The organism is Shewanella morhuae, from assembly GCF_003028295.1.
GTDB classification, from domain to species: domain Bacteria; phylum Pseudomonadota; class Gammaproteobacteria; order Enterobacterales; family Shewanellaceae; genus Shewanella; species Shewanella morhuae.
Genome location: NZ_PYSG01000003.1, coordinates 844,662 through 870,130, shown reverse-complemented (window position 1 = coordinate 870,130; position 25,469 = coordinate 844,662). Strand labels below are relative to the sequence as shown.

Sequence of the window (25,469 nt, the reverse complement as noted above, 5' to 3'; positions counted from 1 at the left end):
GCTTACTCACTCATTATGTTGACATAAACTAGGCTAAGGCCAACACTCAATGATAAATGTTTATATAAATAACTGACCACACAACAGTGGCTTAAATAGAGATCCCCTAGTCACTACCGTAAAGCCCTATCGTTAATATAAGGAATGCCCTTGAATACGCTATTAATTGGAAAAGGTGAGCAGCAAGCTCACTTAAATCTTAAGTATGCCAATCGTCATGGGTTAATTGCTGGCGCGACAGGCACAGGAAAAACCGTGTCATTGATGAGCATAGCCGAAGGCTTTTCGCGCCAAGGTGTGCCAGTATTTATCACCGATGTTAAAGGCGATATCTCCGGCCTTGCGATGGCGGGCACTGCCAATGAAAAGCTGTTACAAAGGGTGGCTCAAATTGGTATTGAGGGCTATCAAAACGAAGCCAACCCTGTGGTGCTATGGGATTTAGCGGGTATTCAGGGCCACCCTCTGCGAACGACCATCAGCGAAATGGGCCCAACATTACTAGGCCGAATCCTCGAACTTAATGACACCCAAAGCAGCATTCTAGATATCGTGTTTCAACTTGCAGACGACCAAGGATTATTACTGCTCGATTTAGACGACCTACGCGCTATGTTGGCCTTAGTTGCCGAAGAACGTAAAGAGATCTCCGCCAAATATGGCCTAATTAGCGCCCAATCTCTCGCGGCGATTCAGCGCTCGGTACTGGGGCTAGAGCGCGATGGTGGTAAAGACTTTTTTGGCGAACCCGCGCTGCAACTTGAAGATTTAATGCGGACCAATTTACAGGGTCGCGGCATCATTAATTTGTTAGCGGCGAATAAATTAATTTTAACACCTCGTTTATATTCGAGTTTTTTACTCTGGCTCCTTTCGGAGTTATTTGAAAACCTACCCGAAGTTGGCGATCCCGAAAAACCTAAACTGGTATTTTTTATCGATGAGGCGCATTTACTGTTTGAGGGCTGTCCACCGAGTTTATTAAAACGCGTTGAGCAAATTATGCGGCTTATACGCTCAAAGGGCGTAGGCGTTTATTTTTGTTCGCAATTTCCTGACGATATCCCGAGCGAAATTCTCGGACAATTAGGTAATCGCATTCAGCACGCCTTAAGAGCCTATACACCTCGGGATCAAAAGGCAGTTAAAACGGCGGCCGAAACCTTTGTACCCAATCCAAAATTGGTTGTGAGTGAGGTGATATCTCAACTCGCGGTAGGCGAAGCGCTAGTATCTATGCTCGCAGATAAAGGCGTACCAACTATGGTTGAACGCGCACTCATCGCACCGCCGCGTTGCCGCATGGGCCCCGCCACAAATGAAGAACTACAACAAGTACGCGCACAGAGTCCGATTGGTGGCAAATACGATAACGCCATCAACCGCGAATCGGCCTACGAATTACTCAACCAAAGACGATCAGGTAACGCCACCAGCAATACTACTGCGACAGCAAATGACGCTCAAACGGGCCAAAAAACAGAGGACCAAGGTTGGTTCAGTGAACTGATTTTTGGTAATAAACGCCGCCAAGGTTTAGCACAAACGCTATCAAAACAAGCCGCGCGCACTGTCGGCAGTCAATTAGGCAAACAAATCTTACGCGGTATCTTGGGCGGTATTTTAGGTAAATCGAGCCGCCGATAAACAGATTTCAATAATAGGAATAACCACCTAGAGAGATAAATCATGCACGGGTATAGCGTGATACATAAATAGCCAACATTGATAAACGCAAACGCACAGCGTTACAGATCGCATATTTCTTATACAAGTTAGCGCTACCATTAGCGTTAATTATTCTAAGCGATGAGTGGATCAAGATGCGGAATTCAGTGATAAGATTATTTTGCTGTAATCGCTCATTGAGGCAAATAGTTCACAGATAATTATCAATGATTTTAAATGTTTGTAATTTTTTAATCTGGTCATTCGACATAAAGAATTTCGCTTCAATCAGGACATCATGGAATAGGTTCACTTGAGTACGGCTTACATGATTAGCCTGATGAATAACCACAAAGTACATGGAGTTTTATATGAGTAAAGAGCAAAAAAACCGTAAAGAATCGAAGAAACAGCCACTCCTGTCTGCTAAAGAAAAAAAGGCAGCCAAACACGCTAAAAATGTGACTAAAGGTTTCTTAGATAACACTAAATAGTGTCCTGTTATAAGTAGTGTCCTGTTATTTTTGATATTTTTCTTAAGTAACACAAATAGGGTTAACCTCAGGTTAGCCCTTTTTATTAGCTTATTTTATGGGTTAATAATATTAGTCATATGTAATCCACGTGCTCATCTTTCTCCCAATGGTTTGGCATCACAACGCTAAGAACCCTCCGTTTAATACGTAAAAAATATCAGTATCGACCATAGGCTAATTGACCTTTGCCAAAATTTATGAGGTTATACTTAGCAGGCCGTGATATTCCGAGCTTGAAAGACCCTATATAACATTATAAAAAATCAGGATATTTCATCATGAAAATCAATAAAAAATGGGTAGCCGCAGGCGCCGCAGTAACATTCACCCTCAGCGCAGCTGCTATGGCCGCTGCCCCCGCTTTTATCAATATTCTCACTGGTGGCACCAGTGGCGTGTATTACCCGATTGGCGTAGCCTTATCGCAACTCTATGATAATGGTATTGAAGGCTCTAAAACCTCAGTTCAGGCGACGAAAGCCTCGGTAGAAAACCTTAATTTACTGCAATCTGGCCGTGGAGAATTAGCACTGGCTCTTGGTGATTCTGTTGCCGCTGCATATCAAGGCGATATTGATGCTGGCTTTAAAAAACCACTAGATAAAATCCGTATTATTGCAGCGGCTTATCCTAACTACATTCAAATCGTCGCCAATAAAGAATCTGGCATTAAAACCTTAGCCGATTTAAAGGGCAAACGTATCTCAGTGGGCGCGCCTAAATCGGGTACTGAACTCAATGCTAGATCAATTTTTAAAGCGGCAGGTTTAAGCTACGAAGACATGGGTAAAGTCGAGTTTTTACCCTATGCCGAATCTGTTGAATTAATCAAAAACCGTCAGTTAGACGCGACATTGCAATCTTCTGGCTTAGGTATGGCTGCTATTCGTGATTTAGCGGCGACAATGGCAATTAACTTTGTTGAAATCCCTGAAGATGTTATCGCGAAGATCAATAATCCCGCCTATCAACACGGCGTGATCCCCGCTTCAACCTATGAAGGCCAAACCACTGATGTCTCTACCGTTGCGATTCAAAACCTGCTGGTGACTCAGAGCAGCGTATCAGATGATTTAGCCTATCAAATGACTAAGCTGATGTTCGAGCACTTAGATCGCTTAGGTAACGCGCACTCAGCCGCTAAAGCTATTAGCTTAGATAACGCGACAAAAAATCTGCCGATACCACTACATCCAGGTGCAGAGCGTTATTACAAAGAAGTGGGTGCACTGTAAGTTTGCTTAACGTTATATGAGCGCACAAATTCCCAAACCAAGCGATTAAGATGCCGTTGATTAACGGCATCTTATTTTCGCCTCTGTAGTCTAATGCTGTGAGGCATAATATGAGTGATCCCCAACAAGGTCTCAGCGCAAATACCGGCGACTGGCCCAAAGCGCTGTTTTATACCGCTTTAGTTTTTTCTATTTTTCAGATTATTACCGCTGCTTTCCATCCCGTGTCTACTCAAGTGTTACGTGCCACCCACGTGGGCTTTTTACTATTAGTGGTTTTTTTGAGTTATCCCGCCAGAGGCAAAACACAACCTTGGCAACCATTGGCTTGGCTACTCGGTTTAGCAGGCATGGCAACCGCAGCTTATCAGTGGTATTTCGAAGCTGACTTAATTCAACGCTCTGGCGACTTAACCGACGCAGACATGGTGATTGGTATCATACTGATCGCATTAGTGTTTGAAGCCGCAAGACGGGTGATGGGTTGGGCGCTCCCGATAATCTGTAGCATCTTTTTGGCCTATGGTTTATTTGGCCAATACCTACCAGGTGAATTAATGCACCGCGGTTATGGGTTTGATCAAATAATCAACCAGTTAGCCTTTGGCACTGAAGGCTTATACGGCACCCCAACCTATGTATCAGCGACGTATATTTTCTTATTTATTCTTTTTGGCTCCTTTTTAGAGCAAGCCGGAATGATCCGTTTATTCACCGACTTTGCCATGGGCTTATTCGGCCACAAACTCGGCGGCCCAGCGAAAGTTGCAGTGGTATCGTCAGCACTGATGGGAACCATTACGGGCTCAGGCGTTGCTAACGTAGTCACAACGGGGCAATTTACTATTCCGTTGATGAAACGATTTGGCTATCGCTCGGCCTTTGCCGGTGGCGTGGAGGCGACATCCAGTATGGGCAGCCAGATCATGCCGCCAATTATGGGCGCGGTGGCTTTTATCATGGCCGAAACCATTAACGTGCCCTTTATCGAAATTGCCAAAGCGGCATTGATTCCCGCCCTGCTTTATTTCTGCTCAGTATTTTGGATGGTACATTTAGAGGCTAAACGCGCCAATCTCTGTGGCTTACCAAAAGATCAATGTCCTAACCCTTGGGCAGCGATTAAAGAACGCTGGTATCTGCTGATCCCCTTATTTATTTTGGTTTATTTGCTGTTTTCGGGCAGAACACCCCTGTTCTCAGGCATGGTGGGTTTAGCACTGACATCGATAGTGATTTTAGGCTCAGCCATTGTGCTGCGGCTTTCATCAATGGCGATGCGTATCGCTTTTTGGATCGCCCTTGGAGTGTTATGCGCTGGCTTTTTCCAACTCGGTATTGCAGTCGTATTCGGGGTTATTGCACTGTTAGTTGCGATTTGTTGGTTTATTCAAGGCGGTAAAGAAACACTCACTATTTGCTTACATGCGCTGGTTGAAGGTGCTCGCCATGCCGTGCCTGTGGGTATTGCTTGTGCTTTAGTGGGCGTAATTATCGGTATCGTTTCCCTTACGGGGATTGCCTCAACTTTCGCGAGTTACATTTTGGCGGTAGGCCAAGATAACTTGTTCTTATCACTCGTGTTAACTATGGTCACTTGCCTAGTGCTTGGTATGGGCATACCCACCATTCCCAACTACATTATTACCAGCTCAATTGCAGCGCCCGCGTTACTTGACTTAGGTGTGCCGCTGATTGTGTCACATATGTTTGTATTCTATTTTGGCATTATGGCCGATCTCACGCCGCCCGTTGCATTAGCTTGTTTTGCTGCGGCGCCGATTGCAAGGGAGTCTGGACTTAAAATCAGCCTGTGGGCGATTCGCATCGCGATCGCGGGTTTTGTGATCCCCTTTATGGCGGTTTACGATCCCGCATTAATGCTGCAAGGTGATAGTTGGTTAGCCACAGTGTTTGTTGTGCTTAAGGCAACTGTCGGTATCGGTATTTGGGGCGTGATTTTTACCGGATATCTATTACAAAAACTCTACTGGTGGGAACGGGTTATTGGCTTCCTTGCGGGGGCGAGTTTGATTCTTGCTACACCATTAAGCGATGAAATCGGCTTTGGGCTGGCGTTACTCTTCATCGTGCAGCACAGCTTACGGGCACGCAAACTCAAACGTCTCGCAGAGTAAGGGTAATCCTTTGAGATTAGCAGTCTTTAACAAATCAGCGGTAAGTCAGTGCTAGGTCTATGTTTAGGCCTAGCAGGTACGCTGTGGGCGCAAGTGCCCACAGCGCACTTCACTTTGGCCTGGAGCCACACTATAGAAAAAATTCGTTGGGAGGAGGACTATAACGTCACGCCACTGGGTTTAGTGCTAGTCGAAGCAAGAGTTCAAGGCACTGGCGCGGGTATGGAGATCCCAGATGATGCTTATCTTAAAGATGGCAGCTGGCATTATCAGCCTAAGCTGCCCATTTTACCGGTATTACGTTTAGGCCGTACACCTGAGGCAGGAGATTTTGAACTGTGTTTCACGCAAATATCTGGCGATATTCAATGCAAAGCTATGAGTCATTGGATTGGCCCACCAAATAAGCAAGTCGCAGCAGTTGAAGTTTGGGGTTGTGGCAATCAGGCGGTGGCAATCAAATAGCAAATTAATAGATGTTATTCATACCACTCTCGATAATGAGTGGATTAAGTTCTGCTGATTAAATTCGTATCATCTGTTTGTACAGAAAAACAATATCCATGTTTTCCTTGGTGTTTCACGCGATACATGGCGGCATCAGCACGATCGCAGCTTTCAGCAAAACTATCATTAGCACCAAAAATATCGATACCGATACTTAGACCTATCTCAACTTCACAGCCTTCTAATATAAAACTCTGCCGATAAGCCTCGAGTAGAGACTGCGCGAGTGTTTCTAATTCTGCAACTTTGGATGTAGGCATTAATATTACGAACTCGTCGCCGCCTAATCTGGCGATATGTGCCAATTCGCCAGCATGGAGCACAAGTGTATCGGCAATATGCATCAGTAAAGTATCACCAAGCTTATGGCCATAGTGATCATTTAATGCTTTAAAACCATCAAGGTCGATAAAGAATAATCCACCGCGCCCCCCTGATTGCAAACATCCATCGAATGCTTGGGAAATCGCTTGGCGATTCATAAGATTGGTTAATGGATCGCTATGTGCTAAAAGCGCTAAATCAATTTCGTAACGCTTTTCTTGAGTAATATCGATATGACTGCCCATCATTCGCAGCGGCGTACCATCGGCTAGGCGCTCAACAATACGACCACGATCTGACACCCAACTGACACTACCATCTTTGTGCAGCATTCGGTGTATGACTTGGTAGTAATCCGCTTTACCACTCACATGATCGTCAAAGGCTTTTATCACCCAATCTTTATCATCAGGGTGTAATTTACTTTTCCAGCTATCAATATGCGCGGCGAGTTCTTCGCGACTAAAACCTAATAGCTCACCCCAGCGCATATTAAATATCGTTAAATTCCCGCTGGGGATATGCTGCTCCCACAAGCACAATCCATTGCCATCAAGCGCGGCAAAAAGTTTTTCTTCGGCGCGACGATTCAGCGCAGTTAAATTCGCGTTCTCACGTTTAAGCTGAGCTATTTCAGCTTGCAGTTGCTCAATGAGTTCTGCCGCGTTTTCTGCTGAGTTATCCAAAGCCACTAGAAACCTCTTTCCCTAAGATGGAGGATTTTAAATCAGTGTAAAACACTCGTTATCAAAGTAACATTTTAACCTGATTCAACTGCCACACTCACGCTTATCCAGCGTAATCCATAAAAACTGGTATTACTCGTCGCGCGTCAGCACTTCTAACAACTCGATTTCAAAAGTCAGATCGGAGTGTGGTGCGATATGCGCTCCAATTTGACGCTCACCATAAGCTAAATGAGCTGGGACCAGCAATTTACGTTTACCGCCGACTTTCATGCCCATAATACCTTGATCCCAGCCTTTGATCACACGCCCAGTGCCAATCACACACTGAAACGCTTGACCTCGGTCGTAAGATGAATCGAATTGCGTTCCATCCTGCAAGAAACCGCGATATTGGGTGGTGATGAGCGCACCTTTAACAGCTACCTTACCTTCACCTATGGTGAGGTCAATAACCTCTAATTCAGTCATTTATTTGAACTCTTTGTAAATCGCACTGAGTACATTTGCGATATATTAATGCGTAGAATTGTATCAGCTGCATTCAACCTTGTCGGTGCTTTCAATAAACTTTTACAATAAGCTTAATATCTAGCCCCTTTAAATAACGCTCACACAACCCAATATCTTCTTAAATCCCGTTATTGGAGTTTTATAATGATTATTGCCTGCCCGCATTGCGATACGTTAAACCGGGTTCCAGATGAACGTTTAAAGCAGCAGCCCACATGCGGTAAATGTAAGCTCTGTGTGTTTACGCCAGCGCCGATTGAACTCACGAGTACAAACTTTGCTAACCACGCCAATAAGTCTGAGTTACCTCTGGTGGTCGACTTTTGGGCCAGCTGGTGTGGGCCCTGTAAAAGTTTTGCCCCTATATTTTATGAAGCGGCTAAAACTTGGGAACATCAATTTCGCTTTGGCAAACTCAATACCGAGGAGCAGCAAGCACTGGCTGCTCAATTCAATATTCGGTCGATTCCGACATTAATGATTTTTAAACAAGGTCAGTTACTCGCGCAACAAGCGGGGGCTTTACCTAAATCGGCTTTCGATCAATGGTTAAAAAATTATTGTTAACGCTACGTTGCCATCCTATCGCCATAAAAAGTACCTCCTCGCGGGGTACTTTTTATGCACGCACAATAAATAAGCGTATAAATAGGTAAGTTTAGATATCCCAAAATGCATGAGCAATAATACTCAGCACGACCATGCTGATAATATTGATAATCATACCAACTCGCACCATTTCAGACTGCTTAATATAGCCAGAGCCATACACTATTGCATTGGGCGGCGTTGCCACTGGCAGCATAAAAGCACAGGATGCCGCTAAACCTATCATCACAGATAACATCACAGGCGACACACCCAATGCTTCGGCAATCGCGGCAAACACGGGTACTAATAATGCGGCGCTAGCGGTATTACTGGCAAACTCGGTGAGCATTACGACAAACGCAATCACAGCAAACACAAATAACGACATATGTGTGCTACCAAAAATGTCTGTCATAAAGTGAGCTAAAAATACGCTCGTGCCGGTGCTTTTTAAGATGGCACTTAAAGTTAAGCCACCGCCAAACAAGATTAATACACCCCAGTCAGTGGTCGATTCAATTTTCTTCCAGCCGACTAAACCTAAACCAGCTAATACCACCACAGCGCTTAGCGCGACCACAGTATCAAGCTGAGAAATGCCACCTAAGGCTTCAGCTAGCGGAACACTAAATATCCAACAACACACTGTGATAAAAAATATCATCAAGGTTAATTTACCTTGATTAGTCAATGCGTTACTTTCTCGCTTGATCTCAATTTTGGCAGATAGATCCGGCTTAAAATACCAGTATAAGGCTAGCCACATTAGCGGCAGCATCACAATAACAGTTGGGATCCCAAACTTAAGCCAATCACTAAATGTTAGGCCTACCTGCGCAGCAGCAATCGCATTAGGCGGGCTACCGACGAGAGTACCCATGCCGCCAATATTGGCCGAGTAAGCAATCCCTAGCAGTAAAAATACATAGGTCCTGTGGTATTTAGCTTTATCTAGTTGCAACAAAATACCTAAAGCTAGCGGTAGCATCATGGCTGCGGTCGCCGTGTTACTTATCCACATAGACAACAGTGCGGTGACGCCAAACAACATAAAGCAGGCAACGCTTAATCTACCTTTAGAGGCCACCAACAGCTTTTGCGCAATTAAAGTATCAATCTTTTGATGATGCAAAGCCGCCGCCAGTACAAAGCCACCAAAAAAGAGATAAATAACCGGATTGGCAAAATTACTCATCGCCTCTTTGGTTTCAAATACGCCAAAGAATACGCCTAGAATAGGCACTAAAATCGCAGTAATACTGATATGGATGGCTTCGGAAAGCCAAAGAATGGCAGAGAAAACCAGAATCGCTAATCCGGTATTCACTCCTTGATCAAAGGGCAGACCATAATGTAGTGCAAATAACAGCACAATATCTGCCGCGAGGATCAGCATTTTTTTCTTATCAAGTTCATCACTGGTAGGGGACTTATTAGGGGGAACTGTACTTGAATGTGTTACAGACATGGTTACAACCTTAATACCATTTTATTTTGGTGCAAATTTAGGGCATAGATCACACTGAGCAAAGCGCTTTATTTTGTGTTTTTACTACAGAGCAACAACAAACTTTACTGATATCACGCACATAAACTTGCAATTAGCCGCTTAGTTTACCTATTTTCGATCTTAAAGTTATGTTTTTAACTTTCAAACGGATAAAGAATGAGCTAAACCAACTTAAAGCTGTAATAGAATAACTGTTTAAAACTGTGACATTGATCTAGCTTCAGATTTCACCAAAGTGATAATGACCAAATTAAGCTTTGATCAAACGCTTGTTGCTGGCAGTCTACCAAGCAACATGTATTTTATTCACGTCTAAGCTGATAAGCTAAAGCACTAGCTACGTTACAGTTACGCTTCAAAATATACACATTTAAAACGCAATGTCCCCCTGAAAAACAAACACAAATATTATTCACCGATACAGTCAATCTAACTCACTTTACCCTGTTCTAAATTAGTCCTAAAGTCGCGCCCCTAAGCACCTTTCGCTTTATTTTTATCCGTTTTAGGGCATACAGTGGAAAACATCGCGTTAAGTCAATCTACTCACAAAACCAGCATATTCGTCCCCGTCGTTGGCTTAAGTTTATTTGCATTGGCCTCTGGTTATTTAATGAGCCTGATCCCGTTATCGCTTACCTTTTTCGAACTAAACGCCTCACTCGCACCTTTACTGGCGAGTATTTTCTATTTCGGCCTACTACTTGGTGCACCTTGTATTGCATCTATCGTGACGCGAATCGGCCATAGTAAGGCTTTTATCCTCTTTCTTAATATCCTGCTTTGCAGTGTTGTGGCTATGATATTAGTGCCACAAAGTTGGATGTGGTTGTTGTCGAGGTTTATTGCTGGGTTTGCCGTTGCAGGGGTCTTTGTCGTGGTTGAATCTTGGCTATTAATGGCAGACACCCAAAAGCAACGCGCTAAACGATTGGGCCTTTATATGACTGCGCTTTACGGCGGAACAGCCATAGGCCAATTAGCCATAGATTACTTAGGTACTACAGGGCATTTACCCTATCTTGTTATAATGGGTTTGTTAGCCGCTGCAAGTTTACCAGCTTTACTGGTAAAACGTGGACAACCACAGGCCAGTGAACAGCATTCTATTTCGTTGTCGGCATTAAAAACTTTGAGTAAGTCAGCTATCTTAGGCTGCCTAGTCTCAGGTTTTTTACTAGGTCCTATTTATGGTTTATTACCTATCTATGTATCCCAAGATATGGGGCTGGATCAGCAAACGGGCTTATTTATGGCCCTTATCATCATGGGCGGTATGTTAGTACAACCTTTAGTGAGTTATTTGTCTCCACGTGTACTTAAGAATGGTTTAATGGCCATTTTTTGTTTACTCGGCACTGCCGCAATATTTTTGCTAACGCAACACTCAATCGTGAGCCTTAGCATAGGTTTTATATTACTTGGCGCCTGTGCATTTGCCCTCTACCCGATTGCAATTAGCTTAGCCTGTGACAACTTACCTAGTAACCAAATGGTTTCAGCGGCGCAAATGATGTTACTGAGTTATTCTGTCGGCTCAGTGATAGGTCCCTTAGTGGCGATAAGTTTTGAGCAAATGGAGCACGGTTTATTGTTGTATTTAGGCGCAAGCTTCATGTTGACCAGCATTTATCTCGGCGGCAAATTATTGGTTAACACTAGACCGCGTTTATCGGCGCCATGAGTCGTACTCACTTAAGGGTTTTGATTTAAGCTTAGGATTTCTGCACAGAACCGATAAAAGTATTACGTGAGAATGCTGGCATATACCTAATTTATAAACGATTCTTATAAGCTGGCATCCAGATTAATCTTAGATATAAAAATCCCCAGTGTTAGCGCTAACACTGGGGATTTTTATTTAGTCGTTAAATCTTGTGACTATGTTGAACGCTAATATTGAATATATTGGGTCGGCTAAGAGCAACAATCACTGCGGCGTAGCCAGCTCCTTGGGATCTTCTCAAATATCACTTTTGCCATTAGTAACGCGAGTAATATTCCCGAAGCCGTCACTAACCATTCAGGCAATATTTCGTGGTGCTCGCCTATTTGTGGCATCACCACAAATCCAAACGTTGCCACCAAATAATTGACTAACATACCTGCGATTAACGCCACGCCGACAACACCACCAAGGTATCCCCATAACGCACGCTTACCCAATTCTTTCGTCACTATGCCTAAGGTCGCAATATTGGTTGCTGGGCCCGTCATCATAAATACCAATACAGCGCCGGGTGATACACCTGCAAGTAACAATCCTGCCGCAATAGGCGTTGATGCCGTAGCACAAATATACATAGGCACCGAGATTAGCACCATGACCAACATCGCCAGAATTCCATCCCCCCATTTTGCTAAAAAGTCACCAGGGACATAGGTTTGTACTAATGCAGCAAAGAAGAGCCCTACCAGCAACCACAGGGTCGTATCACGCACCAAATCCGTCGCCGCATATTTAAGGCCCACTACTACGCGTGTTAATACCGATTCCGATTTTAACTCAGTGGCAATATCTTGGGTTGATGCACAGCAACTATCGGCCTCACCTTGATGATGAACCGCACTCGCATCTGCACTAACCTTAGTTGAGGTGTCGCAACACGCGCCCTTTTTCACCACTACGATTTTTTCAGGCATGACTGGTGCCGCAGTGCTGCAACAGCTTCCGGTTTTCTCAGTTTTTATCACGCTAACATGACTTACATTTGTGTAAGCACTGGCATTGCTGTTCATCAAGCTAGATGCCGCCATTGGCGTCATTTTGATTGTGGCCTTTTTCTCACTACTGCAACAAGAGTCCGCTTTAATGGGTTCTTTTACTGGTGATGAGCAACAACTTTGAATTGGCTCTGCCGTAACCTCTTTAGTCTCAGCCTTAGGCCCACAGCAAGATGCTGTCGGTACTTCATTATCTATCTTAGCTGCAGACTTAGCCGTGGTAGGTTTACCATCGTCGTCATCGCGGCCAACCAATAATCCCGCCACAATCGCGCTACAAATAGCTGCAATCGGCCTGATAATTGCCATAAAAGGGCCAAGCAACACGTAGGAAACGGCAATCGAGTCAACGCCCGTTTCAGGAGTGGATACCAGAAATGACGTAGTCGCGGCCTTCGATGCCCCTGCACGTCGCAGCCCTACGGCGGCGGGGATCACCCCGCAAGAACATAAGGGTAAAGGAGCGCCTAACATTGCTGCCTTAACCACGGTTTTAAAGCCGTGTCCACCCAGTTGTTTTTGCATCCACGCCATGGGCACAAATACTTTTAATAACCCAGCCAGTATTAAGCCCAGTAATAACCACGGAGCAGACTCTAAAAATAGATCAATAAAATTTTTCAGTAACATAATTAATTCCCTGACTCTTTATAGGTTGCTTTACTGTGGGCATGGTGATGTTCATGTCGATGAGAATGATACTCTGCCCGTACTCGCTCGGTACTTGACTCTAACGCCTCTAAAATGGAGCAATGTTCAGCACTACGTGGCCCACCACAACAGGCATCAGACAGGCTTTGTAAACTGGTTTGAAAATGCGTTAACTCCGCCATTTTGGCCTGAACTTGTGCCAATTTAATATCCACCATGCCCTTTACATCAGCGCAGACCCGGTTAGATTTGTCGAGTTCAATCGAGAGTAAGTCACTGATTTCATTTAGGGTAAAACCCACTGCTTTAGCCCGTAAAATAAAACGCAGGCGCGCAGCATCATCCTGGGTATATACCCGATAACCAGACTCAGTACGACTCGAGGGCGTAAGTAAGCCGTGCTTCTCATAGAATCTCAATGTGTCGGCTTTCACCTCACACAAATCTGCCAATTCACCAATACGGTACATGTGTTTATCCTTTGCGAAATACGCCGTAACGTAAGGAATATTTCTAGCACAACATTCAATGTTAGCAAGTATAAACCTTGGAGCCTACTCCAAGGTCAAGAGGTAATTAATACATTACACAGCACTCCTTTATTAGTGCGGCTTTGTTCTGATATGAATATTGTGAAATCACATAGAAAAAACACCCGCAAAAGCAGTTTTACGCTAGAATGTGCGCGCCTGACGGTGGGATAAAAGTCAAACAGTAGAACCAAGGGACTTTTGGAAAGCAGAATAATACAGAGCTCGTTCTGTTTTCCGAAAGATCCTTGAAACTAAAATAACTGGACCCTGTACCCAAATGACTGCTGCCAATAATGCCAGACCCATTCGTCGCGCGCTGCTTAGCGTTTCAGATAAAAACGGAATGCTCGAGTTCGCCCAAGCCCTGCACGCTCAAGGTGTCGAGTTACTATCAACGGGCGGTACTGCGCGCCTGTTAGCCGATAACGGCGTGCCTGTTATCGAAGTATCTGATTATACAGGACACCCTGAGATCATGGACGGTCGTGTTAAGACGCTGCACCCCAAAGTGCACGGCGGCATTTTGGCGCGCCGTGGTCTTGATGAAAGTGTAATGGCCGATAACAACATCAATGCTATCGATCTAGTTGTGGTTAATCTTTATCCCTTCGCCGACACTGTGGCTAAAACCGGTTGCACCTTAGAAGACGCTATCGAAAATATCGATATTGGCGGCCCGACTATGGTACGCGCAGCAGCAAAAAACCATAAAGATGTCACCATTGTGGTTAATGCAGCCGATTACAACCGTGTACTAGCGGAAATGGCAGCGAATAATGGTAGCACCACCCATGCGACTCGTTTCGACTTAGCTATTGCGGCCTTTGAGCATACTGCGGGTTACGATGGCATGATTGCCAACTACTTCGGTACTATGGTTCCAATGCATAGGGTTCCAGCCCATAGCACTGACGAATGCGCTGAAGACTCCCTATCCGTTGAAAGCTCAAAATTCCCACGCACCTTCAATACCCAATTAATCAAAAAACAAGATTTGCGCTATGGCGAAAATAGCCATCAAACGGCGGCATTTTACGTTGACACCAAAATTGATGAAGCCTCTGTGGCTACCGCGATTCAATTACAAGGCAAAGCTTTGTCTTACAACAACATTGCCGATACTGACTCCGCTCTTGAGTGCGTAAAAGAATTCAGTGAGCCTGCGTGTGTTATCGTTAAACACGCTAACCCATGTGGTGTTGCATTAGGGAAAGATTTACTCGATGCCTATAACCGTGCCTATCAAACTGACCCAACATCAGCCTTTGGTGGCATCATCGCCTTCAACGGCGAGTTAGATGCCGCGACTGCCAGCGCTATCGTGGAACGCCAATTCGTTGAAGTCATTATTGCCCCAAGCGTAAGCCAAGCGGCGCGAGATGTGATTGCCAAAAAAACCAATGTGCGCCTATTAGAATGCGGTCAATGGGCAACGAAAACTCAAAGCCTAGATTACAAACGCGTTAACGGTGGCCTGTTAGTACAAGATCGCGATCAGGGTATGGTTGGTTTAGAAGACATTAAAGTCGTTTCTAAACGTCAACCGACAGCAAGCGAGTTGAAAGACTTAATGTTCTGCTGGAAAGTGGCTAAATTCGTTAAATCTAACGCCATCGTTTATGCCAAAGACGGCATGACTATCGGCGTTGGTGCTGGTCAAATGAGCCGCGTTTATAGCGCTAAAATCGCCGGTATCAAGGCTGCTGACGAAGGTTTAGAAGTGGTGAACTCTGTGATGGCCTCCGATGCCTTTTTCCCATTCCGTGACGGTATCGATGCCGCAGCTGCTGCGGGTATTAGCTGCATCATCCAACCGGGTGGCTCAATGCGCGATGCTGAAATCATTGCCGCAGCCGACGAGCACGGTATGGCGATGGTAATGACAGGCATGCGCCACTTCCGTCATTAATCACCAATTAAATCAAACTTAGCCCTAATGATTTAGGGCATTTTCTTTTACGATGTGTGGGAGTTTTAACCATGAAAGTGTTAATCATTGGTGGCGGTGGCCGCGAACATGCCCTAGCGTGGAAAGCAGCTCAATCGACTCAAGTTGAAACTGTCTATGTGGCGCCAGGCAATGCCGGCACAGCCTTAGAGCCTAATGTTGAAAATCTGGCGATCAGCGCCACCGACATTCCTGCTCTGCTCGCATTTGCCCAAACCAACAACATCGAATTAACTATCGTTGGCCCAGAAGCGCCATTAGTGATGGGCGTGGTTGATGCATTCAATGCCGCAGGTTTAGCGATATTTGGCCCCACTAAAGCCGCAGCGCAACTTGAAGGTTCAAAGGCTTTCACCAAAGACTTTTTAGCACGCCACAATATTCCAACGGCGGGTTATAAAAACTGTACTGACATTAACGATGCCAAAGCGTTTGTGCGCGAATTAACCGCGACCACTGGTTATCCAGTTGTGATTAAAGCCGACGGTTTAGCCGCGGGTAAGGGCGTTATCATCGCGTTAAATCAAGCAGAGGCCGATGCTGCGATTGATGACATGCTCGCCGGTAACAAGTTCGGTGATGCGGGTTCGCGCGTGGTAATTGAAGAATTTCTTAAAGGCGAAGAAGCCAGCTTTATCGTAATGGTCGATGGCAAAAATATTTTGCCAATGGCCACTAGCCAAGATCATAAAGCGCGTGATAACGGCGACTACGGCCCAAATACCGGAGGCATGGGCGCTTACTCGCCTGCCCCCGTAGTCACTCAAGCAGTGCACGACTGGACGATTAATAACGTTATTCGCCCAACGGTTGATGGTATGGCCGCCGAAGGCAATGTCTACACTGGCTTTTTGTATGCCGGTTTAATGATCTCGCCAGATGGCAGCGCTAAAGTGCTTGAATATAACTGCCGCTTTGGCGATCCAGAAACGCAGCCTATCATGATGCGTTTACAGTCTGATATCGTTGAACTGTGCTTAGCCGCCACCCGCGGCGAGTTAAATAAAGTCACAGCCGAGTACGACGAGCGCGCCGCCGTGGGTGTGGTGTTAGCCGCAGGCGGTTACCCTGATGAGTACCGTAAGTTTGATGTGATTGACGGTCTAAGCCTTGGTGACAATAACGGCAAAGTATTCCATGCCGGTACTGAAATAAAAGACGGCCACGTGGTCACTAACGGTGGCCGCGTCCTGTGCGCAACGGCCCTTGGCAATACAGTGACTGAAGCGCAAAAAGCCGCTTATAAATTAGTTGATGAGATTCACTGGGATGATGTGTATTTCCGTACCGATATTGGTTATCGCGCCATTGCGCGTGAGCAACAAGGTTAATAATTAAACCATTTAAAAAAACCGGTATCTTACCGGTTTTTTTATGCCTGTATTTTGACGCGGCGTCAATTATAAGCACATGATTTTAAATAAAATAACAGGATTAAATCTATTTAAAATGATAATGGCAATATACAATACCAGCCAAATATAAAGCCCGAAAATACCAAGGACTCCCATGAGGATTCGACTGTTTTATGCCACCATCACTCTACTTCTTAGCGGATGTGGGGGTTCTGAGGACGCGGGCACCACTCAGCCCCCAGTCCAACCACCTGTAACGCAATATACCGCCAGCAGCGTAGCAGCCACGGGCGGCGTACTAAGCCCCAATAGCCAAAAAGTCGCATCAGGCAACAGCGCTATTTTTAGCGTTATTGCCAATAGCGGTTTTACACTCGATGGCGTAACCGGCTGTGGGGGCAATCTTAATGAGCTGACTTACACAACTGCGGCAATGGTGTCTGATTGCACTATCACACCGATATTTATTTCCAATGCCGAAAAAGCCATCAAATATCAAGACCATACGCTTGCGAGCGCAACTGAGTTAATTGATTTCAGTATTGCTAAACTCGCTAATATCGACATTAATCGTAAAGCCCAGATAAAACAGTTATATCAAGGAGTAGGTAACAGCATAACTTGGCACCCGAGCCATGACTCCATTACTTTTTCGAGCTTTATGCCGGAAAACACTTTCACTGTACTGCCTTCAAATATTGACGCAAATGGCGCAAGCGTAGTGCGCGGTTTAGTGATGGCGGGTGAGCAACAGGGACAGAGATATGCCGCTATGGCGGAAAATATTTTTTCCGTTAATACCTCTGCTCAAACCGATGCTTTGCTGAAAAACCTTTTAGGCTGGCTGACCAAAGGCGCCGATAAAACCAGCGGCCTCAGCACCGATGTATTCAGTATAGTCACCGCCCAAATGCCAAGCGCCACCGACAGTTGGTACTTTCCTCATAATGAGGGGATCCGCACTTGGCTCACCAAAAACTACCCAGATGCCCATAGTATTAATGCCGCAAATACCTGTGACTACAGCCAGTTAAGCAACTGTATCGAAACGCTTAAACCAGATCTGATTGTGATTAGCGATATCGACCGTCAATCACTGGGTTTTGCCGGTATAAAAGCTGCTATAGCTAAAGCTAAGGCGGCGGGTATTCCCTTGCTGCTCTCTAATTACTGGCGTGATGAAAGCCCAATGCTCTCACCACTTTACGTTGATATGGGGCTGTCGACCGCAGGCAATTACTGGTCAAAACTCAATGCTAATAACCTCAGAGTGACTGATGTTTTGGCCGAAGATACAACCCTGACCAAAGTGAATGCTCTACTTGGTAAACTTAGGGAGAGCCGCTTTGATACCTCAGTGCTTAACGATTGTGGTAGCAATTATTTGAGCTGCAATGCGCCCGCTTTTGTTGATTCATTCAAAGCTGGTGCCGATTGGTATCGAGCCAATGCCGTAACCTTAGATAACCATGCTATCGATGTGTTTACCAAAGCTGAGTTCCCTTTAATGAAAGCTGGACTGCTGCTCGCCGATAAATACCGTAGCGAAATTGATTACCCTATTGCCTATAACGAATACGCCCAGTGGCAGCAGGCTCTATTTGCCGACTGGACAATAAGTTATGCCCGCGCCCATAACTTAGCCCAGCCTGATTTGGGGGAATATGTTACCGATAGTGCTAATCTCAGCAAGGGCAATAATGCCCATTACGCTTACCCTGCCACCATCTCCGAGCAAAAAACCATTAGCGTACCTTATGCCGACCAATGGACGACCACCGGCTGGTATGCTCTACCGGGCCAAACCATCAAACTCACTCGCCTCGACAGTAGCACTGCCAATGTAGAGATAAAACTCAACTATCATAGACGTAATACTAACCGCGCCTATGAACAGAAAACTTATCGCGGCCCATTGGAGCTAGCGCAGCAACGCCTGCGGTTAGTACAAGGGCAAAGCTTGGAGTTTTCGTCCCCTTACGGCGGGCCGATTTATCTATACATCAGCGGTAATGCTTCGAGTGGTAATGGCGGCACGCTAACTGTTGATGTCAATGCTGAGCATGTGGCACAACATCCGACCGTGATGGATTTCTCAAACCCCACTGAAATCGCAGCCTTTAATGATCGTATTCAAAAAACTGAATTACCCCATGTAGACTTACGTACCGATGGCGCAGAGCAGCATCTGCGGCGCGACCGCTTTATGAATGCTATCGGCGGTAAAATTATCGACGTCAACGCGCTACTCAACAGTATTGTCGGCGACCATATCAACAGCGTTTACACCCTTGCAGGGCTCAAAATACAGGGTAAAAGTTTAAGTGAATCCTTACCAAGTGATGTACTATCAGCCTGCAAAGGACTCTTTGGCGACGATTGTATCGACAATAATTTGCATACTCGCACCATTATTCAACACGCTAATTATGACCAAAATGCCCAATGCGGCGCAGGTTGTAGCGGTAATCCTTGGGACGCTGCCTGGAATATCGACCCAACAGGTTGGGGTGATAACCATGAGTTAGGCCATAATCTGCAAACTAATCGCCTGAATGTACAATATGCCGCGGCAGGTGACAGTGACAACTGGGCAGGCTATGGCAGTCGCGCTGGGGAAAACTCTAATAATATTTTTCCCTATGTGGTGAAGTGGAAAACTCACTACCAACGTGATGGCAATACAGGCACAGTGACCGATGGCCACATGAACCACAAAGACCTATTTTATGTATTTATGTCTGATGCCGCAGGCACGACAGACACCAGCGGCAAACGCGTAGTGTTTGGCGCTAACTGTAAAGTGCTCGATAGCGGTGAAGACAGATACACAGCGCCCTGGGCCAGCAATGCTTATGCAGTACATAACGGCTATCGCATGGCGTTTTATATCCAAATGGCGCTAAAGGCACACGGCATGACGCTGAACGATGGCACCACATTGGAAAATGGCTTTAACCTGTTTACCTTGCTATATCAACACAGTCGCATTTTTAGCAAATATGCCAATAACGCCAATGATTGGGAAGCAAACCGCAGCAAACTGGGCTTTAGCCAATTTCCGTTTGATGGTCATGGCGTCTATGGTGGCAAAGCTGTGAGGGATATACCGGGCAACGACTTCATGTTGGTGTCATTAAGTCAGCTCACAGGCAAAGATTGGCGTAGCCATTTTGATCTGTTGGGTTTGCGCTACTCAAGCCTTGCAGCCGGACAAACCATCGCCAACGCAACATCAGGCACTATGCCTATGGGCATGTATGAGTTAGAAACAGATTTGCCCCCTGCGAATATGAGCCAAGGATTAACCTTTATACCTTTATCTCTAAGCGAGGGAACTACGCAGTGGAAAGGTGCTGGCTCGCCTTTACAGTGCGTAAAACCTTAGTTGTGATAAGAAACCAGCTCTGTAGAGTGAGTTTTGTGGATAGGATTAACCCGTTACCACAGCCACTATCCCGAGCTCTAATTAAATAGACCCACCGCTATAAACCTCGTATAAACGGGGTTTGTTTCGCTCAAATTTGTGAGCTAAATCCCATTTATCTCGGCAGATGACGGGCACCATCTATCTGCTTATAATTTAAATAATCATAAAATCAATGAGGTGAACATATGGGGTACTCAGTAAAAGATCTTATTTATAAAGGTGAAAAGGCTGGCGTACATAACTGGCAAACCTTAGAAGGCGCCAGCTTTTACTGGCACCAAGACTGGCTGCATATTGCAGAGGATATGACCGGCTATAGTGCAACCGCGAATATCGATACTGACAGTGAAAAAGCGACTCAAAATGAGGCCACACAGACCATAGTTAACCATCTTAATAAAAACGACAAATAGACTTTAATGCCCGGAGGCGATAGCTCTGCGGGCAATTTTGTCGATTAATCTTGGCGCGATTAATTTAAGCCAGCACCCTAAACACCCACGTAACGAGGTGATCAGCAAACGACCTCGCGTTGCTATAACGGGCAATATCATCTCAGCACATTGTTCAGCAGTAAGAATTTTAGTTTCTTGCATGGGAGATTTCCCCAGCGGTTTACCTGTACCATCCAAAGCACGCTTATGGATTTGTGACACCATAAAATCAGGACAAATAACCGTCACAGCGACATTGTCATCGGTTAATTCAATCCGCAATGAATCAAAAAAATCCGTATGCCAGCCCGCGCCATCAATGATAACAAGTTCATATCTATCCGAATGAATTGCCTCTGATATTAGCGTTAAGTGTTGCCTCATCGCATCTTGATTAACAAAGGGTGTGACCAACGCTTCTGTTACACCCGTTGCTGAGCACACAGCACCAAAGAGATAAGCATACTTAAATTGCTGTTGTCGACGGCCCCTTGCCTTGAGCCTTTTGCTGCCCATAGTCGCGTAGTGGTATTTTGTTGACCAAATTTGGCTTCATCTTGAAACCAAACATCAATGCGATCGAGTGCAACATGCCCGGGGTCTCACGGATCGTTGCCATTAAGAAGTTTTTTAAAAGCTTCTTGCACAGCCTCCGATTCTTTCGGGTGGCGAGAGCGAGTGGTTATCCATGAAAAACCCAATTGATGAAGTAAACGGTAGATATTAGCTTGTTTGAATGTCACGCCAAATTCAGACTGAAAAAAATGGCTGAGATCCTTAGCCATGAGCCTCCCGCCTTGCTCAGAGAAACTTCGTTGCTGTACGAATGCTTTAAGACTGGCTTGCTGTGCCAAGGACAGACCTGGATTAGGCTTGTCATCTAGGCCGGATAGTCCTTGGGAAAGGTCAGTGATAACCCACTTATTAACACTGGTTCTACTGACCTTCAGTATAGTGGCAATAGCGGTACGAGAATGTCCTTCGGTTGAAATGCAGTAAGGCAAAATAGCGCATACGTTTACGTGCACTTTTCTCTGATTTACTAAGGCTAGGATATTGGGTTTATTCATACTTTGTGAGGTGAGAAAGTGACGACTTGTTAGATCATATAATTAAAGTAATTGGTATAATACGGATTGGTATTATACCAAATCATAGACGCAAAAAAGCCAGCTTATTCAGCTGGCTTCGTTACATCTCATCGAGATAATTAGGCGCTTGGCGATGACCTACTCTCACATGGGGAGACCCCACACTACCATCGGCGCGTTTGCGTTTCACTGCTGAGTTCGGGATGGGATCAGGTGGTTCCACAAGGCTATTGTCACCAAGCAAATTCTGTTTATTACCGTGTCCATCACTGGCTCACGCTAATAATAATTCGGAAAGCTGATTTCTTGCTTGAGTTCGACAAGTACAAGGATGTACTTGATGTCATAAATGCAGGAGCATTTTATGACCACTTTATTAAGTGTCACTATTCGTCTAAGGCCATATAAAACCCATCTGGGTTGTATGGTTAAGCCTCTCGAGTCATTAGTACATGTTAGCTCAACGCCTCACAACGCTTACACACCATGCCTATCAACGTCCTAGTCTCGAACGGCTCTTTAGAGGAATTAAATTCCTAGGGATGACTCATCTCAGGGCTCGCTTCCCGCTTAGATGCTTTCAGCGGTTATCGATTCCGAACGTAGCTACCGGGCAATGCCATTGGCATGACAACCCGAACACCAGCGGTTCGTCCACTCCGGTCCTCTCGTACTAGGAGCAGCTCCCTTCAATCATCCAACGCCCACGGCAGATAGGGACCGAACTGTCTCACGACGTTCTGAACCCAGCTCGCGTACCACTTTAAATGGCGAACAGCCATACCCTTGGGACCGACTTCAGCCCCAGGATGTGATGAGCCGACATCGAGGTGCCAAACACCGCCGTCGATATGAACTCTTGGGCGGTATCAGCCTGTTATCCCCGGAGTACCTTTTATCCGTTGAGCGATGGCCCTTCCATTCAGAACCACCGGATCACTATGACCTACTTTCGTACCTGCTCGACGTGTATGTCTCGCAGTTAAGCTGGCTTATGCCATTGCACTAACCGTACGATGTCCGACCGTACTTAGCCAACCTTCGTGCTCCTCCGTTACTCTTTGGGAGGAGACCGCCCCAGTCAAACTACCCACCAGGCACTGTCCCGAACCCCGATAAGGGGCCGCGGTTAGAACATCAAAACTACAAGGGTGGTATTTCAAGGACGACTCCATCATGACTAGCGTCACAACTTCATAGTCTCCCACCTATCCTACACATGTAGGTTCAATGTTCAGTGCCAAGCTATAGTAAAGGTTCACGGGGTCTTTCCGTCTAGCCGCGGGTATACGGCATCTTCACCGCAATTTCAACTTCACTGAGTCTCGGCTGGAGACAGCGTGGCCATCATTACGCCATTCGTGCAGGTCGGAACTTACCCGACAAGGAATTTCGCTACCTTAGGACCGTTATAGTTACGGCCGCCGTTTACCGGGGCTTCGATCATGAGCTTCTCTTGCGATAACCCAATCAATTAACCTTCCGGCACCGGGCAGGCGTCACACCGTATACTTCCTCTTGCGAGTTTGCACAGTGCTGTGTTTTTGATAAACAGTTGCAGCCACCTGGTATCTGCGACTCCCGTCAGCTTAGAGAGCAAGTCTCATCACCAACAGGAGCGTACCTTCTCCCGAAGTTACGGTACCATTTTGCCTAGTTCCTTCAGCCGAGTTCTCTCAAGCGCCTTGGTATTCTCTACCCGACCACCTGTGTCGGTTTGGGGTACGATTCCCACTAACCTGAAGCTTAGAAGATTTTCCTGGAAGCATGGCATCAACTACTTCAGTCCCTTAGGACCTCGTCATCAGCTCTCAGTCTGCACACTAAAGTGCGATTCCCCGGATTTGCCTAAGAAATCAACCTACCACCTTAAACGCGGACTACCAACGCCGCGCTAGCCTAGCCTTCTCCGTCTCTCCATCGCAGTTAGCGGAAGTACAGAAATATTAATCTGTTTCCCATCGATTACGCCTTTCGGCCTCACCTTAGGGGTCGACTCACCCTGCCCCGATTAACGTTGGACAGGAACCCTTGGTCTTCCGGCGAGGGGGTTTTTCACCCCCTTTATCGTTACTCATGTCAGCATTCGCACTTCTGATACCTCCAGCGTGGGTTACCCCTTCACCTTCAACGGCTTACAGAACGCTCCTCTACCGCGCAGTCCTAATGGACCGCACCCGTAGCTTCGGTGACTAGCTTAGCCCCGTTACATCTTCCGCGCAGGCCGACTCGACTAGTGAGCTATTACGCTTTCTTTAAATGATGGCTGCTTCTAAGCCAACATCCTAGCTGTCTAAGCCTTCCCACATCGTTTCCCACTTAGCTAGTACTTTGGGACCTTAGCTGACGGTCTGGGTTGTTTCCCTTTTGACGACGGACGTTAGCACCCGCCGTCTGTCTCCCGAGTAGTACTCACTGGTATTCGGAGTTTGCAAAGGGTTGGTAAGTCGGGATGACCCCCTAGCCTTAACAGTGCTCTACCCCCAGTGGTATTCGCTCGAGGCGCTACCTAAATAGCTTTCGAGGAGAACCAGATATCTCCGAGTTTGATTGGCCTTTCACCCCCAGCCACAAGTCATCCGCTAATTTTTCAACATTAGTCGGTTCGGTCCTCCAGTTGATGTTACTCAACCTTCAACCTGCCCATGGCTAGATCACTCGGTTTCGGGTCTACACCTTGCAACTAAACGCGCAGTTAACACTCGGTTTCCCTACGGCTCCGCTATTCGCTTAACCTCGCTACAAAATGTAAGTCGCTGACCCATTATACAAAAGGTACGCAGTCACGGTCTCAAGAACCGCTCCCACTGCTTGTACGTATACGGTTTCAGGTTCTATTTCACTCCCCTCACAGGGGTTCTTTTCGCCTTTCCCTCACGGTACTGGTTCACTATCGGTCAGTCAGGAGTATTTAGCCTTGGAGGATGGTCCCCCCATATTCAAACAGGATGTCACGTGTCCCGCCTTACTCGTTTTCATCTATGGTTAGTTTTCATGTACGGGGCTATCACCCTGTGCCGCTGAGCTTTCCAACTCATTCCACTAACACCCCATAGACTTAAGGGCTAATCCCCGTTCGCTCGCCGCTACTAGGGGAATCTCGGTTGATTTCTTTTCCTAAGGGTACTTAGATGTTTCAGTTCCCCTCGTTCGCCTCTACACACTATGTATTCATGTGCAGATAACAGCTTATGCTGCTGGGTTCCCCCATTCGGACATCGTTAGCTCAAATGCTTGTTACTAGCTCGCCAACGCTTTTCGCAAGTTACTACGTCCTTCATCGCCTCTGACTGCCAAGGCATCCACCGTATACGCTTAGTCGCTTAACCATACAACCCAAATGAGTTTCACTCATCTGCGCCGCATTGCGACCAGCTTGGTTTTACTTGTCTCACTCCCGACCAGGAAGTGGACGCGCCTTAGACGTGAAATACTCTGCCACCACAGCAAAATACTTCACTTTGAATATTCAAGACACTTAATAAAGTGTTTGAGAACTCATGATGCAAGTGTTTCCACACTTACATCGGTTTGTAATTAACATAACGACAGACATCATCATGTTAATCACTATCAGCTTTCCAAATTGTTAAAG

General features: G+C 45.9%; 16 protein-coding genes, 2 rRNA genes and 1 pseudogene. 11 read left to right on the top strand and 8 right to left on the bottom strand.

The features are described from left to right. The first annotated feature begins 150 nt into the window (after positions 1–150). From C9I43_RS18460 to C9I43_RS18440, 5 genes are all read left to right on the top strand, one after another. Positions 151–1,647, top strand: a complete 1,497-nt coding sequence (locus tag C9I43_RS18460; RefSeq protein WP_107885089.1) for a helicase HerA-like domain-containing protein — start codon at positions 151–153, stop codon at positions 1,645–1,647. 392 nt (positions 1,648–2,039) lie between these two features. Further along, complete coding sequence (locus C9I43_RS19135) at positions 2,040–2,162, top strand: hypothetical protein (RefSeq protein WP_107885087.1); 123 nt, start codon at positions 2,040–2,042, stop codon at positions 2,160–2,162. Between the two features lie 320 nt (positions 2,163–2,482). Further along, complete coding sequence (locus tag C9I43_RS18450; RefSeq protein WP_107885085.1) at positions 2,483–3,439, top strand: TAXI family TRAP transporter solute-binding subunit; 957 nt, start codon at positions 2,483–2,485, stop codon at positions 3,437–3,439. A gap of 110 nt (positions 3,440–3,549) precedes the next feature. After that, positions 3,550–5,577 carry a TRAP transporter permease gene (locus C9I43_RS18445; RefSeq protein WP_107885083.1) on the top strand — a complete coding sequence of 676 codons (2,028 nt, stop codon included), beginning with the start codon at positions 3,550–3,552 and terminating at the stop codon, positions 5,575–5,577. Between the two features lie 48 nt (positions 5,578–5,625). Then, a complete protein-coding gene (locus tag C9I43_RS18440) occupies positions 5,626–6,042 on the top strand; it encodes a DUF1850 domain-containing protein (protein ID WP_107885081.1) in 417 nt (138 codons plus the stop codon). A gap of 44 nt (positions 6,043–6,086) precedes the next feature. On the opposite strand, the gene C9I43_RS18435 is transcribed toward C9I43_RS18440, so the two are convergent. After that, positions 6,087–7,094 (bottom strand): sensor domain-containing diguanylate cyclase, encoded by a 1,008-nt coding sequence (locus C9I43_RS18435; protein ID WP_107885226.1) that lies wholly within the window; start codon positions 7,092–7,094, stop codon positions 6,087–6,089. A 132-nt stretch (positions 7,095–7,226) separates the two neighbouring features. Next, positions 7,227–7,565, bottom strand: coding sequence for an FKBP-type peptidyl-prolyl cis-trans isomerase (locus tag C9I43_RS18430; protein ID WP_107885079.1), 339 nt, complete (start codon positions 7,563–7,565; stop codon positions 7,227–7,229). 186 nt (positions 7,566–7,751) lie between these two features. Between C9I43_RS18430 and trxC the strand changes: the two genes are divergently transcribed. After that, positions 7,752–8,174: a thioredoxin TrxC gene (trxC, locus tag C9I43_RS18425; protein WP_107885077.1), complete on the top strand. Its 423-nt coding sequence runs from the start codon at positions 7,752–7,754 to the stop codon at positions 8,172–8,174. 91 nt (positions 8,175–8,265) lie between these two features. On the opposite strand, the gene C9I43_RS18420 is transcribed toward trxC, so the two are convergent. Continuing rightward, positions 8,266–9,666: a DASS family sodium-coupled anion symporter gene (locus C9I43_RS18420; protein ID WP_107885075.1), complete on the bottom strand. Its 1,401-nt coding sequence runs from the start codon at positions 9,664–9,666 to the stop codon at positions 8,266–8,268. 559 nt (positions 9,667–10,225) lie between these two features. On the opposite strand from C9I43_RS18420, the gene C9I43_RS18415 reads away from it, so the two are divergent. After that, the gene (locus C9I43_RS18415; protein ID WP_107885073.1) at positions 10,226–11,392 is read left to right on the top strand and encodes an MFS transporter; all 1,167 of its coding nucleotides are present in this window, start codon (positions 10,226–10,228) and stop codon (positions 11,390–11,392) included. A 233-nt stretch (positions 11,393–11,625) separates the two neighbouring features. Here the strand turns inward: C9I43_RS18415 and C9I43_RS18410 are convergent, their stop codons facing one another. After that, positions 11,626–13,062, bottom strand: a complete 1,437-nt coding sequence (locus C9I43_RS18410) for an SO_0444 family Cu/Zn efflux transporter (RefSeq protein ID WP_107885071.1) — start codon at positions 13,060–13,062, stop codon at positions 11,626–11,628. Between the two features lie 2 nt (positions 13,063–13,064). Beyond that, a complete protein-coding gene (zntR, locus tag C9I43_RS18405; protein WP_076499442.1) occupies positions 13,065–13,553 on the bottom strand; it encodes a Zn(2+)-responsive transcriptional regulator in 489 nt (162 codons plus the stop codon). Between the two features lie 340 nt (positions 13,554–13,893). Here zntR and purH point away from each other — a divergent pair, with 340 nt between their 5' ends. From purH to C9I43_RS18385, 4 genes are all read left to right on the top strand, one after another. Then, a complete protein-coding gene (gene purH / locus C9I43_RS18400; protein WP_107885069.1) occupies positions 13,894–15,525 on the top strand; it encodes a bifunctional phosphoribosylaminoimidazolecarboxamide formyltransferase/IMP cyclohydrolase in 1,632 nt (543 codons plus the stop codon). A gap of 71 nt (positions 15,526–15,596) precedes the next feature. Further along, complete coding sequence (gene purD / locus C9I43_RS18395) at positions 15,597–16,895, top strand: phosphoribosylamine--glycine ligase (protein ID WP_107885067.1); 1,299 nt, start codon at positions 15,597–15,599, stop codon at positions 16,893–16,895. Positions 16,896–17,073: 178 nt separating this feature from the next. Then, the gene (locus C9I43_RS18390) at positions 17,074–20,307 is read left to right on the top strand and encodes an ImpA family metalloprotease (protein ID WP_107885066.1); all 3,234 of its coding nucleotides are present in this window, start codon (positions 17,074–17,076) and stop codon (positions 20,305–20,307) included. 227 nt (positions 20,308–20,534) lie between these two features. Continuing rightward, positions 20,535–20,762 (top strand): hypothetical protein, encoded by a 228-nt coding sequence (locus C9I43_RS18385; RefSeq protein WP_076499450.1) that lies wholly within the window; start codon positions 20,535–20,537, stop codon positions 20,760–20,762. A gap of 3 nt (positions 20,763–20,765) precedes the next feature. On the opposite strand, the pseudogene C9I43_RS18375 reads toward C9I43_RS18385, so the two are convergent. The 3 genes and pseudogenes from C9I43_RS18375 to C9I43_RS18365 form a co-directional block, all read right to left on the bottom strand. Then, a pseudogene (locus C9I43_RS18375) lies at positions 20,766–21,853 on the bottom strand (IS630 family transposase). A gap of 146 nt (positions 21,854–21,999) precedes the next feature. After that, a 5S ribosomal RNA gene (rrf, locus tag C9I43_RS18370) occupies positions 22,000–22,115 on the bottom strand. 183 nt (positions 22,116–22,298) lie between these two features. After that, positions 22,299–25,203: ribosomal RNA gene (locus C9I43_RS18365) — 23S ribosomal RNA — on the bottom strand. Positions 25,204–25,469: the final 266 nt, after the last annotated feature.

Bases quoted from the DNA above. Each gene is read 5' to 3' on its own strand.
- C9I43_RS19135 (WP_107885087.1), top strand. From the start codon at position 2,040: ATGAGTAAAGAGCAAAAAAACCGTAAAGAATCGAAGAAACAGCCACTC.
- C9I43_RS18450 (WP_107885085.1), top strand. From the start codon at position 2,483: ATGAAAATCAATAAAAAATGGGTAGCCGCAGGCGCCGCAGTAACATTC.
- C9I43_RS18445 (WP_107885083.1), top strand. From the start codon at position 3,550: ATGAGTGATCCCCAACAAGGTCTCAGCGCAAATACCGGCGACTGGCCC.
- C9I43_RS18430 (WP_107885079.1), bottom strand. From the start codon at position 7,565: ATGACTGAATTAGAGGTTATTGACCTCACCATAGGTGAAGGTAAGGTA.
- trxC (WP_107885077.1), top strand. From the start codon at position 7,752: ATGATTATTGCCTGCCCGCATTGCGATACGTTAAACCGGGTTCCAGAT.
- C9I43_RS18420 (WP_107885075.1), bottom strand. From the start codon at position 9,666: ATGTCTGTAACACATTCAAGTACAGTTCCCCCTAATAAGTCCCCTACC.
- C9I43_RS18410 (WP_107885071.1), bottom strand. From the start codon at position 13,062: ATGTTACTGAAAAATTTTATTGATCTATTTTTAGAGTCTGCTCCGTGG.
- zntR (WP_076499442.1), bottom strand. From the start codon at position 13,553: ATGTACCGTATTGGTGAATTGGCAGATTTGTGTGAGGTGAAAGCCGAC.
- purH (WP_107885069.1), top strand. From the start codon at position 13,894: ATGACTGCTGCCAATAATGCCAGACCCATTCGTCGCGCGCTGCTTAGC.
- purD (WP_107885067.1), top strand. From the start codon at position 15,597: ATGAAAGTGTTAATCATTGGTGGCGGTGGCCGCGAACATGCCCTAGCG.
- C9I43_RS18390 (WP_107885066.1), top strand. From the start codon at position 17,074: ATGAGGATTCGACTGTTTTATGCCACCATCACTCTACTTCTTAGCGGA.
- C9I43_RS18385 (WP_076499450.1), top strand. From the start codon at position 20,535: ATGGGGTACTCAGTAAAAGATCTTATTTATAAAGGTGAAAAGGCTGGC.